The 15420-nt window shown below is 61.7% G+C and carries 10 protein-coding genes and 1 pseudogene; 1 reads left to right on the top strand and 10 read right to left on the bottom strand.

Annotated features, from left to right (window positions below; translation table 11 throughout):
• The first annotated feature begins 298 nt into the window (after window positions 1-298).
• Complete coding sequence (locus LRS56_09705) at window positions 299-1414, top strand: Gfo/Idh/MocA family oxidoreductase (GenBank protein ID WDU64710.1); 1116 nt, start codon at window positions 299-301, stop codon at window positions 1412-1414.
• A gap of 125 nt (window positions 1415-1539) precedes the next feature.
• Here the strand turns inward: LRS56_09705 and LRS56_09700 are convergent, their stop codons facing one another.
• The 10 genes and pseudogenes from LRS56_09700 to LRS56_09655 form a co-directional block, all read right to left on the bottom strand.
• Window positions 1540-3243: an AMP-binding protein gene (locus LRS56_09700; protein WDU64709.1), complete on the bottom strand. Its 1704-nt coding sequence runs from the start codon at window positions 3241-3243 to the stop codon at window positions 1540-1542.
• Window positions 3244-3274: 31 nt separating this feature from the next.
• Window positions 3275-4573, bottom strand: a complete 1299-nt coding sequence (locus tag LRS56_09695; protein WDU64708.1) for an acetyl-CoA C-acetyltransferase — start codon at window positions 4571-4573, stop codon at window positions 3275-3277.
• Complete coding sequence (locus tag LRS56_09690; GenBank protein WDU64707.1) at window positions 4570-5460, bottom strand: MaoC/PaaZ C-terminal domain-containing protein; 891 nt, start codon at window positions 5458-5460, stop codon at window positions 4570-4572. The genes LRS56_09695 and LRS56_09690 overlap by 4 nt, the downstream gene beginning before the upstream one ends.
• Window positions 5461-5463: 3 nt before the next feature.
• Window positions 5464-6806, bottom strand: a pseudogene (locus tag LRS56_09685) (3-oxoacyl-ACP reductase).
• Window positions 6807-6960: 154 nt separating this feature from the next.
• Entirely contained in the window at window positions 6961-9486 is a 2526-nt protein-coding gene (locus tag LRS56_09680) for an acyl-CoA dehydrogenase (protein ID WDU64706.1), read from the bottom strand.
• 283 nt (window positions 9487-9769) lie between these two features.
• The gene (locus tag LRS56_09675) at window positions 9770-11185 is read right to left on the bottom strand and encodes an outer membrane protein transport protein (protein ID WDU64705.1); all 1416 of its coding nucleotides are present in this window, start codon (window positions 11183-11185) and stop codon (window positions 9770-9772) included.
• 127 nt (window positions 11186-11312) lie between these two features.
• Complete coding sequence (locus LRS56_09670; GenBank protein WDU64704.1) at window positions 11313-11816, bottom strand: protein activator; 504 nt, start codon at window positions 11814-11816, stop codon at window positions 11313-11315.
• Between the two features lie 131 nt (window positions 11817-11947).
• Entirely contained in the window at window positions 11948-12442 is a 495-nt protein-coding gene (locus LRS56_09665) for a protein activator of alkane oxidation PraA (protein ID WDU64703.1), read from the bottom strand.
• A gap of 132 nt (window positions 12443-12574) precedes the next feature.
• Window positions 12575-13855 (bottom strand): alkane 1-monooxygenase, encoded by a 1281-nt coding sequence (locus LRS56_09660; GenBank protein ID WDU64702.1) that lies wholly within the window; start codon window positions 13853-13855, stop codon window positions 12575-12577.
• A gap of 306 nt (window positions 13856-14161) precedes the next feature.
• Complete coding sequence (locus LRS56_09655) at window positions 14162-15160, bottom strand: alpha/beta hydrolase (GenBank protein WDU64701.1); 999 nt, start codon at window positions 15158-15160, stop codon at window positions 14162-14164.
• Between the last annotated feature and the right edge of the window lie 260 nt (window positions 15161-15420).

Here is a 15420-nt window from a genome sequence, read left to right as displayed (position 1 = left end):
ACAGGCTCACTCATAGACCTTTCTCCCGATTTATTATTGTTAGGTCGTCTTGCCTTCCTGGCCTCTGAAACCTGCAATCTAGAGCGCCTGAGGAAGCAGGGGCCATCCTATCGGGGTTTCGAATCGTCTGACAATCGGCGCTACGTTATCTTTTGTTAACTGGCGGCTTCAGGTCCTACCCTGAATATGTCTGCATCAGCCAGACTAATTAATGAATTTTTATTCCATCTATTGAAATTAAGGAATTTTTATTCCATTAATAGCCTTCCTGAAAACAATAATCCAAAGGACCACGGCTATGCGTGAACTCGGAATCGGCTTGATCGGCACAGGCTTCATGGGCCGCGCCCATGCGCTGGCGTTCAACAATGCCCGGGCGGTATTTGAACTCCCGGTCACCCTCAAGCTGGCCGCCCTGGCCGATGCCGACACCGAACGGGCGCAACACTGCGCCAAGGCCTGGGGCTTTGCCCAGGCGCACGGCGACTGGCAGGCGCTGATCAACGACCCCACGGTGGAGGTGGTGGCCATTACCACACCCAACCATCTGCACTACCCCATGGCCATGGCCGCGATTGCCGCGGGCAAGGCGGTGTACTGCGAAAAACCCCTGGCGGTCAGCCTGGAACAGGCCGACGCCATGCGCCGAGCTGCCAGCACGGCCGGCGTGGTGACGCGGGTCGGCTACAACTACCAGCACAACCCGATGATCAGCCTGGCGCGGCAGATGATTGCCAATGGCGAGCTTGGCGACATCATCAGTTTCCAGGGCGAGTTCAGTGAAGACTTCATGGCCGACCCGACCTCGCCCTGGTCGTGGCGCTGTGAAGTGGCGCATGCCGGTGGCGCGCTGGCGGACCTGGGCAGCCACTTGCTGTCGATGGCGCACTACCTGGTGGGCGAGGTGGTCAGTGTGTGCGCCGATACCCAGACCGTGCATGCGCGACGCCCTGCCGTAAAAGGCAGCGCCGAACTGAAAGCCATCGCAGTGGATGACCAGGTGCACGCCCTGCTGCGTTTTGCCAACGGCGCACGCGGCACGGTGAGCAGCAGCTGGCTCAAGCACGGCTACAAGAACCACCTGAGTTTCGAGATCAGCGGCACTCAAGGCACGCTGGCATTCGACCAGGAACGCCTGAACGAACTGCGCCTGTGCCGAGTCGGCCAGGACGGCTTCCAGCGTTTGTTGGCCGGCCCCGCCCTGCCCGGCTACGCCGCCTTCAGCCCGGCTGCGGGGCATCAGTTGGGGTACAACGAACTGAAGACGCTGGAGGTGCAGGAGTTGATCATGGCCGTGGCCGGCCAGGGCGCGGATGGCACTGATTTTGAAGCAGCGTGGGCGGTGGAACGGTTGGCGACGGCGATTCGGGTGGCGGCTGCCGAGGAGCGCTGGGTCACGGTGAACGCAGTCTGAAACCCTGCACGGTCTCCTGTGGAGCCGGGCTTGCCCGCGATGACGGTGTATCAGTCGCTGAATTCATCGGCTGAAATACCGCCATCGCGGGCAAGCCCGGCTCCCACAGTGTTAGGGGTGATGGCTTAACGCAAAGCTCTTCGCAGCACTTTACCGACCGTGGTCTTGGGCAGCTCGGTGGTTCGAAACTCCACATACTTGGGCATTTTGTAGCCGGTCAGGTACTCGCGGCAGTGCGCCAGAATCTGCTCCTGGGTCAGGTCCGGGTCCTTGCGCACCACGATGATCTTGACCTTCTCGCCGGTCACGCCATCCTCCACACCAATCGCCGCCACTTCGCCGACACCCGGGTGCAACGCCACCACGTCTTCGATTTCATTGGGGTACACGTTGAAACCGGAGACCAGAATCATGTCCTTCTTGCGGTCCACCAGGCGGATATAGCCGCGCGCGTCCATCACCCCGATATCCCCGGTCGACAGCCACCCTTCGGCATCCAGCACCTCAGCGGTGGCTTGCGGGCGTTTCCAGTAGCCTTGCATCACCTGCGGGCCGCGCACCTGCAACTCGCCCGGCTCGCCGATATCCGCCAGCTCGCCGTCCTCGCGAACAAACCGCACCCAGGTCGACGGCAAGGGCACGCCAATGCTGCCGGTAAACTCCATCTCGCGCATGCGCGCAATGTTGATCGGGCTGATGCTCACCACCGGCGAACACTCGGTGAGGCCGTAGCCTTCGATAATCGGCAGCCCGGTCACTTCCTTCCAGCGCTTGGCCACCGCCGTGTGCGTGGCCATGCCACCGGCGATCACCATGCGCAGGTCGGAAAAGTCCCGCGCACAGAACGCCTTATTCTCCAGCAAACCGTTGAACAGCGTGTTGACCCCGGCGATGCCGTTGAAACGCTCCTTGCGCAGGATCATCTGCACGCGTTTCACATCCCGTGGGTTGGCGATCAGGATGTTGCGCCCGCCCAGGCACATGAACATCAGGCAGTTCACCGTCAGCGAAAAGATGTGGTACAGCGGCAGCAAGGTGACGTTGGTTTCCTGCTTGTGCTGGTCCAGTTGGTCGCCGACCCACGCCTTGGCTTGCAGCAGGTTGGCGATGATATTGCGGTGGCTGAGCATCACGCCCTTGGCATCTCCCGTGGTGCCGCCGGTGTATTGCAAAAAGGCCAGGTCGTCGAGGTGCATCTGCACCGGCAAGTGGTTCAGCCCCCGGCCCTGCTTAAGGGTCTGATTGAAACGCAGCGACCCGCGCAAATTGAACCGGGGCACCTGTTTTTGCACGCTGCGCAGGATAAAGTTCATCGCCGCGCCCTTGAAGGTGCCGAGCAGGTCGCCGATGGCCGCCACCACCACGCGCTTGACGCTGCTGCCACCGATGACTTTCTCCAGGGTATGCGCGAAGTTTTCGAAGATCACCACGGTTTCCGCACCGCTGTCCTTGAGCAAATGCTTGAGCTCATGCGCGGTGTACAACGGGTTGACGTTAACCACCACCGCCCCGGCCAGGATGGTGCCCAGCAGGCAGATCGGGTACTGCAAGCAGTTGGGCATCATCAGCGCCACGCGGTCGCCCGGCTGTACACCCTGGCCCTGCAGCCAGGCCGCAAACGCGACGCCTTGCACCTGCCAGTCGGCGTAGGTCATTTCGGTGCCGATGCTGACGTACGCGACCCGTTCGCGAAACTGCTCCAGGTGCTCCAGGAATACCTCGCGCAACGATGGGTAGTCCTCGATACCGGCCTCGATGTCTGCCGGGACGCCGGGCAGGTAAGCGTTCAACCAGATCCGTTCGGTGTGTTCCTGGCTTACAGCGTTCATGGCAGTCTCCTTGTTGTTGTTTTTGACAGCGCTACTTTTCGACGATGGCGGTAATGCCCAGCCCGCCTGCCGCACAAATCGAGATCAGGCCGCGCCCACCGCCGTTTTCATTGATGATTTTGGCCAGCGCCGCCAATTGCCGGCCACCCGTGGCAGCAAACGGATGGCCGCAGCCGAGCGAGCCACCGTTGACGTTCATTTTGGCGCGGTCGATGGCGCCCAGCGGCGCTTCCAGGCCTAGCCGTTCGCGGCAGTAGTCCGGGTCTTCCCAGGCTTTGAGGGTGCACAACACCTGGGCGGCAAACGCTTCGTGGATCTCGAAGAAATCAAAATCGGCAAAGCTCAGCCCTTCGCGTTTGAGCATGCGCGGCACGGCATAGGCCGGGGCCATCAGCAAGCCTTCGGTGCCGTCGACAAAGTTCACTGCCGCCGTCTCGCCGGTACGCAGGTAGGCCAGCACCGGCCAGCCATTGGCTGCCGCCCAGGCCTCGCTGGCCAGTAACACCACCGAGGCGCCGTCGGTGAGCGGCGTGGAATTACCCGCCGTGAGGGTGCCGTTCTGGCGGTCATAGGCCGGGGCCAGGCCGGCGAGTTTTTCCAGGCTGGCGTCGGCGCGCAGGTTGTTGTCCCGGGCCAGGCCACGATGGGGGCTGATCAGGTCATCAAAGAACCCGCGTTTATAGGCCGCATCCAGGCGCTGATGGCTGGTGAGGGTCAGTTCATCCTGGGCCAGGCGCTTGATCTGCCAGCGCTGGGCCATTGCTTCGCAATGCTCGCCCATGGACAAACCGGTGCGCGGCTCACCATTACGCGGCAGCAGCGGTTTGAAGAACATCGACGGGCGCACGTTCAGCAGCGCCTTGAGCTTGTCGCCCAGGCCCTTGGCGCGGTTGGCCGCGAGCAAGGTGTGGCGCAGGGATTCGTTGATGCCGATCGGGGCATCGGAGGTGGTGTCGGCGCCGCCGGCAATGCCCACCTCGATCTGCCCGAGGGCGATTTTATTGGCGACCAGCAAGGCCGCTTCCAGGCCGGTGCCGCAGGCTTGCTGCACGTCGTAGGCCGGCGTGTCCGGCGACAGCGTGGTGGACAGCAGCGACTCACGCGCCAGGTTGAAATCCCGCGAATGCTTGATCACCGCCCCTGCGGCAAACTCGCCCAGGCGCTGGCCGTGCAGGTCGTAGCGGTCGACCAGGCCCTGCAAGGCGGCCACCAGCAAGTCCTGGTTGCTGTCGTGGGCATACACCGTGTTGGAACGGGCAAACGGAATGCGGTTGCCGCCGATAATTGCCACGCGGCGCGTCGGGGCTGGATTGAAGCTGTAGTCACTCATTTAAGGCTCTCGTTCCAGATGAATAGCCCGCGCATATGGGGTTTGTCGCCGGCCAGGTTGCGCACTTCGAACTCACGGCGCGGGCCGGTCACGGGGTGGCTCCACAGGGCGACCTGGCCGGGCAGGAAGATCGGCAGCTTGAAGTCGCAATGCGCTTGCGCCCGCTCCAGCCCGCCAGGAGGTTGCTGGGCCGCCAGTGCGCGACCGAGGGTCCACATGCCATGGGCGATGGCGCGGCGAAAACCGAAGATTTTCGCGCCGATCAGCGAGGTATGAATCGGGTTGAAATCCCCCGAGACCTTGGCAAACCGCCGGCCCAGATCAGCGGGCAGCACCCAGCGCTGGGTGCGCAGCAGGCCCTCTTCCTGTAACGGCAACGCGTCACCCCACGGCTCGCCCACCGGTTTTTTCACGTCACGGCGCAGGTACAGGCTGTCGCTTTCCCACACCCGCACGCCGGCACTGTAGGCACGCGTGGCGATACTCAGCGCCTGGCCCTTGGGATGCGCGACCCAGCGCTCGCAGAACACCTCCAGGCGCAATGCCTGGCCTTCGTGCAGGCGCTGGTGCTGCCGGATCCGATTGGCCAGGTGCACCATGCCGCTCGCCGGGTACGGGAAGCTCGGCCGGGTCAGCAGCATCAGGTGCAGCGCGAACGCCAGCACCTGCGGATAGGTCAGCGGCACACCCTGCTCGTGCCTGAAACCACAGGCGCGGCCATAGGCGGCGATTGCGCTGGCATCCAGCTCCACCGCCGAGCGCACCAGGCGCTCTCTGGGCAGGAGGGGTTCACCCTCAAGCGCGGGTTTGCGCAAAGCGCGCACGCCGTCCAGCAGCAGGCGCGTGCGCGAGGGCGGCGGGTCGATGATCTGCGTCACGTAGTCCATGGCTCAAGCTCCCAGCAGGCTTTGGCCGCACACGCGTACGACTTGGCCATTGACCCCGCCCGACGCCGGGTGCGCCAGCCAGGCAATGGTCTCGGCCACGTCGATCGGCTGCCCCCCTGGGACAGCGAGTTCATGCGCCGCCCCGCTTCGCGAATCATCAGCGGGATTTTCGCGGTCATCTGGGTTTCGATAAACCCCGGCGCCACCGCATTCACCGTGACCTGCTGCGCCGCCGCCTGCGGTGCCAGCCCCTGCACCAGGCCGATCACCCCCGCCTTGGAGGTGGCGTAGTTGCTTTGCCCCAGGTTGCCGGCGATGCCGGAAATCGACGACACACAAACAATGCGCCCGCCAGGGTTCAAGCCCTGGTGTGCCAGCAAGGCCGTGCTCAAGAGCAACGGCGCTTCGAGGTTGACCGCCAGCACACTGCGCCAGGCCGCTTCGCTCATCTTGGCGAGGGTCTTGTCGCGGGTGATCCCGGCGTTGTGCACCACCACGTCGAAGGCGCCGTATTGGCGTACATGCGCCTGCAACAGTGCGGCCGCGTCCGCTGCGCTAATGTCCAGCGGCAATGCCGAGCCACCCACGCTGTCGGCGGCTTGCGTCAGCGCGTGCTGGGCTTGGGGCACGTCCACGCACACCACATGGGCGCCGTCCCGCGCCAGCACCTGGGCAATCGCTAAACCAATGCCCCGCGAGGCGCCGGTGACCAGCGCACGGCGGGCGGCGAAAGGTTTATCCCAATTGACGCTGACGTGGCCGTCCACCGGTGTGTCCAGGCGCACCACCTGCCCGGACACATAGGCCGAACGGCGCGACAGAAAGAACCGCAGGCTGCTGCCCAGCGCGTCTTCGGCACCCGGCGCCACATACAGCAACTGCACGGTGATCGCCCGGCGCAGTTCCTTGGCCAGCGAGCGCACCAACCCTTCGAGGGCGCGCTGGGCGATGGCCTGGGGCAAGTCGGCGCAGTGTTCCGGTGCGGTGCCCAGCACCACCACCCGCCCGTGCTGGCCGAGACGTTTGCCATTGGCGTGGAAGAACGCATACAGCTCATCCAACTGTTGCAGGCTGGTCACGCCGCTGGCATCAAACACCGCGCCCTGCACTTTGACCGTGGACGGCGCCTTGAGCGTGGCCGCCGTGGCGCTGACTGTGTCGGTGGCGGCGAACACCTGTTGCACCTGCGTGACGAGCCGCCCTGCCCCGGCGACGATCACCGGGTTGGCCAGACCCTGCTGGCCGCTGCGATGGCGCTGCAGTGGCAAGGGCTGCGGCAAGCCGACCGCCCGGGCCAGGCGCCGGCCCCAGGGGGAATTGACGAACGAAAGGTAGCTGTCACTCATAGATAGATTCACTCACAACACAATCCTGCCTTGTAAACCCGATCCAGTGTGGGAGCGGGCTTGCTCGCGAATGCGGTGGGTCAGCCCACACATAGGCTTCTGATAGACCGCCTTCGCGAGCAAGCCCGCTCCCACAGTTGGATCGGGTGTGTTCTTAGTTGACCGAGGCGTTTTCGCTGTGGCTGGTGCGGCGCTTGGGGGTCGGTTCCAACGCCTGCTTGCGCTGTTGCAAAGCCTCCAGCAAACCGAAGTCCTGCGGGAAATCGTCCACCTGGATGCCGTGGTCGGCGTATTCCACATAGCGCGCCAGCAAGGCGTCTTCGTCTTCGCTGATCAGCTCCAATGCCCGCGCCTTGACGCGCCAGGCGGCAAAGGCGGTGGCAGAGATCGGCAACGGGTCGAGCAAACCTTGTTTGATCGCGGGTTTGAGGCGGGCGTCGATCAACTCGACTTGCGGCAACAAGCGAAAACCCATTTCGCCATACGCCAGCTTGTCGATTTCTGGACGTGGAATGTAGGAATCGGCCAGCAAACGGTCACGGGTTTCGCCCGGTGTCTGCACCACTTCAGCGACCTGGGTCAGCAACTGATCGGACGGTTTAGGCAGCGCAATACCGAACGGGAAGCTCAAGCCCCGCACCACCGCGGCAGCGGCTTTCGACGGGTAGTTAGCGAGCACTTCGGCCAGGGCTTCATGGGCGCGCAGCAACGCGTCCTGAGCCGCCCAATGCACCAGTGGCAGGTCCGCCTGGGGCCGGCCGTCATCTTCAAAGCGCTTGAGCACGCAGGAAAGGATGTACAGCTGCGACAGAATATCCCCCAGACGCCCGGTGATACTTTCCTTGCGCTTGAGGGCACCGCCCAGCACGCCCATGGAAATATCCGAGATCAGCGCCAACACCACCGACAGACGATTGGCCTGGCGATAGTAGGACGCCAGCGCCGGGTCGGTCTTGGCCGGGACAGAAATCAGCCGCCCGCCTGTAAGGGAATGCACCACCGCACGTACGCTGTTGGCCAGCACAAAGCTGATATGGCCGAACATCGCGCTGTCGAACGCCTCCAGGGCCTTGCGCCGATCCGGGTTGCGCGCCGCTTCCATCTCGCGGAACACATAGGGATGACAACGGATCAGCCCCTGGCCAAAGATGATCAGGCAGCGCGTCATGATGTTCGCGCCTTCCACCGTAATCGCGATGGGGCTTTGCTGGTAGGCGCGGGCCAGGAAGTTATTCGGCCCCATGCAAATGCCCTTGCCGGCGACGATATCCATGCCGTCGTTGACGATAATGCGTGCGCGCTCGGTCACGTGATATTTGGCGATGGCCGAGATCACCGAGGGTTTCTCCCCCGCGTCCAGGGAGGCCACCGACACTTTGCGCACCGCATCACAGGCATACAAATGCCCGGCCATGCGCGCCAGTGGCGCCTGCACGCCTTCGAACTTGCCGATGGGCAGGCCAAACTGCTTGCGCATAGCCGCGTAGGCGGTAGTGCCACGCACCGCGACTTTGCCCAGGCCAACGTTGGCCGACGGCAGCGAAATTGCGCGGCCGGCGGCCAGGCATTCCATCAGCATGCGCCAGCCGTTGCCGACTTGCTCGCGGCCGCCGATCACCCATTCCAGTGGAATGAAGACATCCTTGCCGGTTGTAGGACCGTTCTGAAACACAGCGTTCAACGGCCAGTGGCGGCGGCCGCTGTTCACCCCCGGATGCGAGGTCGGGATCAGCGCGCAAGTGATACCCAGCGAACCTGGCTGGCCGAGCAACCCGTCCGGGTCTTCAGCGCGAAACGCCAGGCCCAGCACCGTGGCAATGGGGCCCAGGGTGATATAGCGCTTGTCCCAGGTCACACGAAAACCCAGCACTTGCTCACCTTCATGCGTGCCTTTGCAGACGATGCCCTGGTCCGGAATCGCCCCGGCATCCGAGCCGGCATAGGGGCTGGTCAGGGCAAAGCACGGAATGTCTTCACCGCGGGCCAGGCGCGGCAGGTAGTAATTGCGCTGGGCGTCGGTGCCGTAGTGCAGCAGCAACTCGGCCGGGCCCAGGGAGTTGGGTACCATCACCGAAATCGCCGCCGCCGAGCAGCGCGTCGACAGCTTCATCACCACTTGGGAATGCGCATAGTGGGAGAAGCCTTTGCCGCCGTACTGCTTGGGAATGATCATGCCGAGGAACCCGGCGTCCTTGGTGTATTGCCAGCCTTCGGGGGACATGTCCTGCCAGACCTGGGTGGTTTCCCAGTCGTTGGCGATGTCGCACAGGGTTTCCACTTCATTGTCGAGGAAGGCTTGCTCCTCGGCGCTCAGGCGGGCCGGTGCGGCTTGCAACAGGCGCTGCCAGTTGGGCCTGCCGCTGAATAACTCGGCGTCCCACCAGACCGTGCCGGACTCGATGGCCGCACGTTCGGTGTCGGACATCGCCGGCATGATCGTACGAAACAGGCTCAGGGCCTTGCTGGTCAACAACGTGCGGCGCAGGGGTTTGACTGTCATCAGCAACGCCGGTGCTATCACCAGCAGCGCCGTGACGCCGGTCCCGAAACCTGCCACCACATTGAACAGATAACCCAGCGCCAGCCAGATCAGCCCGGCGCCCAACCACAGCGCGGCGCCAGCTTGTCGATACGCCAGGGCAATCGCGGCTGCGAAACCCACCAATAACCAGATAACCATGGGGATACCTCTACTCGATTCAGGGCATGGCAAAAGCGCGGGCGGGTCGAAATGACCGGCGGCGTAAAACCACACTACAAACTTGCAAAGCCAAATTCAAATTTTGTTTTGAAATTTTTATTTAATGCTTTGGCAAAACACTAACAGGCTGATTGGGTCAGCCTGGTCGCATGATTTATCAGGGGAATCAGAGCGGGTCGCGTCGGCGACCCCTCGATGCATGACCGGCATGAAACACGGCAGACAGATGCGTCTGACTGCCAGGTCACGCCGGCATTACGGATCAGAACTCGTAGGTGACCCCCAGGCTGACCACATCGCCGTAGGCGTCGGCTTTGCCATCCAGGGTTGCACCGCCCAGGCGGTCCTGGTTCTGGGTTTTCAGCTTGGCCTTCTCAACGAACTGGTGGGAGTAGGAACCGTCGATGCCAAGGCCCGGGATAGCACGCACCTTGTAGCCGAAGCCCAGGGACGTGAAGATCCGGTCACCGTCGGGGATGCGCGGGTCACGGGTGGAGTTGCGGGTTGGCGTCTGGTCGGTGGCCACACCGGCGCGCAGGGTGAAGTCATCGGTGAGTTTGTAGTCGCCGCCAAGGGAGACCATCCAGGCGTCCTTGTAGTTGTAAGGAATGGCAACAATCGTCGACCCCTCGGACTTCAAGGTCAGGCTCTTGAACGATGACCACTGCGTCCAGGTGACGCTTGCGCCGAGGGCAAAACGATCGGTGAACTGGTGCACCCAGTCGAACGAGGCGTTGGCCGGAACATCCAGTTGGGTCGAGGCTTTACCGTTCATCTGGAGGTTAAGGCCGGGGTACAACAGGCCGGGCAACCCACCTTCAATCAGGGCCGTGGAGCCTGGGTCGGCGTAGATGTTGTATTTACCCTCAAGTTTATTCTTGATCTTGGCGTGGTAGTTCAACCCGAGGGTGTCTTGGGGAGTCGGCTTCCAGGCCAGGCCGGCAAACCAGCCCACCGAGGTATTGTCGACTTTGACGCGCATCAGCGAATAGCCGACGCCCGCCGGAAATGGAATCGAATTGGGCGCCAGCGCTGCGGCGGCATACAAGTCGACGTTCTGGCTGACGAAACCTTTGGTGTGCTGAACAATCGCACCACCGCCGATGGAGAATTCATCGTTGACCTTGAACGACAGCGAGCCCGTCAGACCCACGGTTTCGATATGCGTGTCGACCGCAAAATCGCGGCCCTTCCAATCATTGTCCCACGTGGTACGTGCGCCCAAGGGCACCACCTGGCTCAGGCCAAAGGCGAAGCGATCACCGATGGGCATGACCATAAAGCCGGTCGGCAGCCACGCGGTAAAGCCGCCTTGCCCGCCATCACCGGTGCGCGGCACCGAATTGAATTCAAAGGTGTCGGGGTCGATGGTCGTGGCCGAAGTAGGATTGCCCGCATAGTCTCTGGCAGTGCCCTTGTACTTGATATTGATGCGTGCATAGTCAACGTTGAATTGCGAAATATTGTGATCGATAAACGCCATTGCCGCCGGGTTGTTATAGGCCGATGACGGATCATTCTTGAACATCGACCCCCCACCGAACGCACGGCCCCAGCCTTCGGCCCCGAACGTCGGCGTGGCAAAGCCGCCCGCTTGCGCAGTGCCTGTCATTGCCAGGAGCCCGCCCATGATCGCCAGGCCCAGTAACGTGCGCGCCGGTTGTTTCTTATTATTCATGCTGCACTCCTTATTGTTTTTATCCACCACGGTCGGCTTTCCCGATCTGGCCAGCCGCAACAAGTGCCTCTTTCGAGGCACTTGCTCTTTTCAACGTGTGATCATCACGTCAAGCGCGTGCAGCCGCTTAGGGAGTAACGGTAAAGGCAGGGCTTGGCACTGCGGTCAACGCAGTGATTTTGCAAGAACCCACGGTCTGAGTGCTTGGCACCTTCAGCGTATTGGTGCCGTTGTTAAAGCCGACCTGGATGGTCACCGGAGAAGCGCTGCAGTCAGACAGGATCTTGAATTTCACGCCCGACACCGTGCCGGCAAAGTCCGTCGGGCCGCCCCCCGTAACGGTGAGCGCCCATGGCAGCCCCTGCAGAACTGGGACCGCACACAGCGAGTTGGAACCGCTGACAGAGGCGCCGGTGATAGAGGCGCCAGAGCCGTTGGCGGCGACGGTCCCGGTAAAGACGATGTTGCACGTAACCGGGAGGTTCAAGGAGGCTGGCGACGTTACAGTAATCGAACCGGTAGTTGTGAACCCCGCACCGGCAGGCGCGATAGTTGCCGCATTGGCCATCGAAACTGCACCGAAGCACAGCGCAAAAGAAGATGCACAAACGAGGGTTTTCAAACTTTTCATTGTTATTCCTCACATGTTATGGCGAGTCATTTCGCCAGGGGGTAATGGCCATGAACGAGAGGTCACGGTGAAACTGCAGAACTTCCCTTTCCAGCCAAATTTCAATTCAATACCGCTTCAACATCCGACGCTTATTCAACAACTTTGAAGTTCGGCGGCATCTTGATCGACACCGTCTTGATCTTGCAGTCTTCGCCAATCGGCACATTCGCCGCTTCCAACTTGCCGGTGGCGTTATCCCAGGTGCCGTCGGCGGTAGACGGCCCGCACTTGCCACCCAGGCCGAAGGCGTGCACGTCCACGCTGATCTTCGACATGGAACCGCTCCTAGTATCTTTGGCAACTAACACCCACGGCAAGTTGATGGCTTCGACCCGGCTGCACTTGAGGCCGCCGTCGAATTCAACTTTCTCGACAGCCACCGAAGCGCCGTCGGCAGCGACTTTGCCGGCAACCTTGATGGTGCAGTCGGCACTGATCAGCGCGCCTTTGGAGAAGCTGATCGGGCCTTGGGCGGTAAAGACGCTGCCGGCCGGTTCGATACGGGCGGCCTGGGCCTGGTGACAGGTGATCAGGCCCAGCGCAGCCAATACGATAGAGGTAGTGAACTTGGCAGTTGATTGCATGTGTACGTCCTTCCCTTTAATTATTTTTGTTCGGGTCAAACAACTTTGTTGCCACTAAATCGGTAAACCTTGGGCGAAACAGACCCGCGCAGCACACGGGCCCCGAGTAGATGCATAACCGGTTACTTCAGATCAGAACGGCTTGGCGCTGTTGCTGTACTTCTCCAGATACTTCAAGCGTTGTGAAGGTTGAAGATTGGTCAGGGTAATATCCCCGGCGTAATGATTAAGCACCCGATGGTCCATGCGCCGTCGCCACAAGTACGGCACATAGGCCCAGACAATCATGCTGGCGTAGCCATACGGCAGTTGCGGTGACTCATCAAAGTGGCGCAACGACTGATAACTGCGAGTTGGATTGGCATGGTGATCGGAATGCCGTTGCAACTGGAACAGAAAGATATTGGTGACAATACGGTTACTGTTCCAGGAGTGCCGAGGCGAACACCGCTCATAACGACCGTTGGGCAACTTCTGGCGTTTGAGGCCGTAGTGCTCGACATAGTTAACGACTTCGAGCAACGAGAACCCGTAGATGCCCTGGATAATCAGGAACGGAATCACTGCCGCCCCCAGCCAGACAATCATCGCGCCCCACAACACCACGCTGTACAGCCAGGCACTGAGTACACCGTTGCGCCAGTGCCAGGCCGGCAGGCCGAGTTTGCGCAGGCGCTCACGCTCCAGGTTCCAGGCCGAGCGCGCACTGAACCATACCGAGCGCGGCAGGAAAGCCCAGAAGCTCTCCCCCAGTCGCGAGCTGGCCGGGTCTTCCGGCGTGGCAACACGCACGTGATGGCCACGGTTGTGTTCGGTGTAAAAGTGCCCGTAAAACGTCGGCGCCAGGGTGACCTTGGCCAGGAACACTTCCAGTGCGTTGGGTTTGTGCCCCAGTTCATGGGCGGTGTTGATCGCGATGCCGGTGGCGGCGCCGGTCGACATGGCCATGCCCAAGTAGGTAAACCAGCTCGGCTCACCCTGCAGCTGAGTGCGCGCCGTGATGTAGCCGGCGGCGTGCGACAGCCAGCTGGACGGCTCCAGCTGCGCCGCAGCCTGCACCAGGCCGCCCTGGATGATCCAGTCGATACCGCCTGCAGCCAGCCAGCCAGTGATCACCACCGAGGCGATCACAAACACCACGCCGGTGTAGACGATCCAACGGTAGTAGCTTTGGGATTCAAGGTGGCTGACGGCGGACTCGGGCGGGTTGCTCACGTCTTCACCGAGCAGGCCGTCGATCAGCGGGATCAGGCCGAAGATCACCAGCACACCGACCCACCACAGTTGCTGGATGCCGGTCGTGATGGCCAGGGCACCGGACAACAAGGGGGTGGCCAGGGGCAGGATGCCCAACCACCACAGGTGCCGCTTGCCGTCGGCCCATACACTTGGCGCTGCCAGACTCTGGTTCATGGCAGCCTCCGCACGAAACGGGTGGGCAGGGACGCAAAAAAACGGTTCAGGGAGCGCTGAAGGCCCCGGGAAATCAACCATGCGATAAAAGACGTTTTTTTCATTTTTATTCGCTCTTAGGCATTTCAAAAATCATTTCAAAATAAATATTGAAATATTTTTTTAAATAAATAACGCGGAATCGATAGCTCGTCAACTACTTTTTTGAACCCTTTTAAACGTGACCCGGCAGTCTTTTTTTCAGCCATTTGGTCAGGTCTCTAGTGCAAGCATTTGCCAGGCTCGACCGCGTTATGTCGGGCACGATTATTGGCGCGCCAGGGCAAACGTCGGATGCAACACCGTGGCGGTTGGCGGCGGCCGCACACGCTTGGCCACGTGCTGCACGGCCTCGACCACCCGCGCCGGGGCGGTAATCGGCAGCATATGGCCACGCCCCTCCACCAGCTGCAGCTTCAGGCCCGGCACCTTGTCGGCCAGGGCCTGGCCGTGTTTGCGAAAGTCCAGCACCTTGTCCCGCGCACCATAGATCAGGCCGATGGGCAGGGTCAGCTGCGGGTAGCGCTTGACCATGTCCGGCAGGTGATCGTTGACCAGGGCAATCTCGCTGGACGCGGCGTAATAGTTGCCCGGGCGCATGCCCAGCAACCCGCCGCCACGGGTGGCGAAATCCTCCGGGGCCGGGTCCGGCGCGAACATACCTTTGACCACTGAATGCCGCGTGAGCAGCCCCATGGGCATGGTCAGGGTGTGGGCGACCCAGCGGCGTAGCCAGGCCGGTCGCACCGCCAGCGACCAGAACACCAGAGGCAAGGTGGGTTGCGGATGAGTCAGCGGCGCCACCAGGATCAGGCCCGACACCGCCTCCGGGTGGTCGAGGGCCAGCGCCAGGGAAATCGCCCCGCCGAGGGAGTGCCCCAGCACCAGGGGTTTGTCCAGGCCCAGCGTGTTGATAAACGCCGCCACTTGCCGTGCCTGCGCTGGCAAGTGCGCAGCGGTGCCGGCATGCCGGGTGGAATACCCCGACCCCGGGCGGTCGAGAGTGATCACGCGAAAATGCTCACACAACCGGCCGGACAAAGCGTAAGTCAGGTTGCGACTGCTGCCCATCAGCCCGTGAATCATCACCAGCGGCGGGCCCGTGCCCTCATCTACATAATGAAAGCGCTCGCCGTTGACCTCGACAAAGCGCCCGTTGATCGGAACGGTGGCTTCAATACGCCGCGTCATCCAGCGGCTGAACCCCCACAGCACGGCGCTGACGCCGACAAACACAGCTGCAGCAAAAACCCACTCAACAGCCATAGCTCGGTCCTCTGCTTCCCTGCTGCTGGCGGCCTGACCGGGATTGGTCATGGCCTCAGCACATCGTCCGACCCTGGACCTGAACTTCGTATAGACCGTGTTCGTCCGTCGGACGAGTCGCACATGAAGACGCAGGGGCTAGCGTAGGCGATATTTTCAGGTAGATTATTTAAAATCTTTTTTAAAATAATTAATTCATTTTTCCTTTGCAATGGTGTTCTATCTAAAAGAGCCAACAAAAAACAGGAGCACGGGAATCT

Origin of the sequence: Pseudomonas poae (assembly GCA_028869255.1) — a bacterium.
GTDB lineage: Bacteria > Pseudomonadota > Gammaproteobacteria > Pseudomonadales > Pseudomonadaceae > Aquipseudomonas > Aquipseudomonas poae_C.
This window is presented reverse-complemented; position numbering and strand designations above follow the sequence as displayed.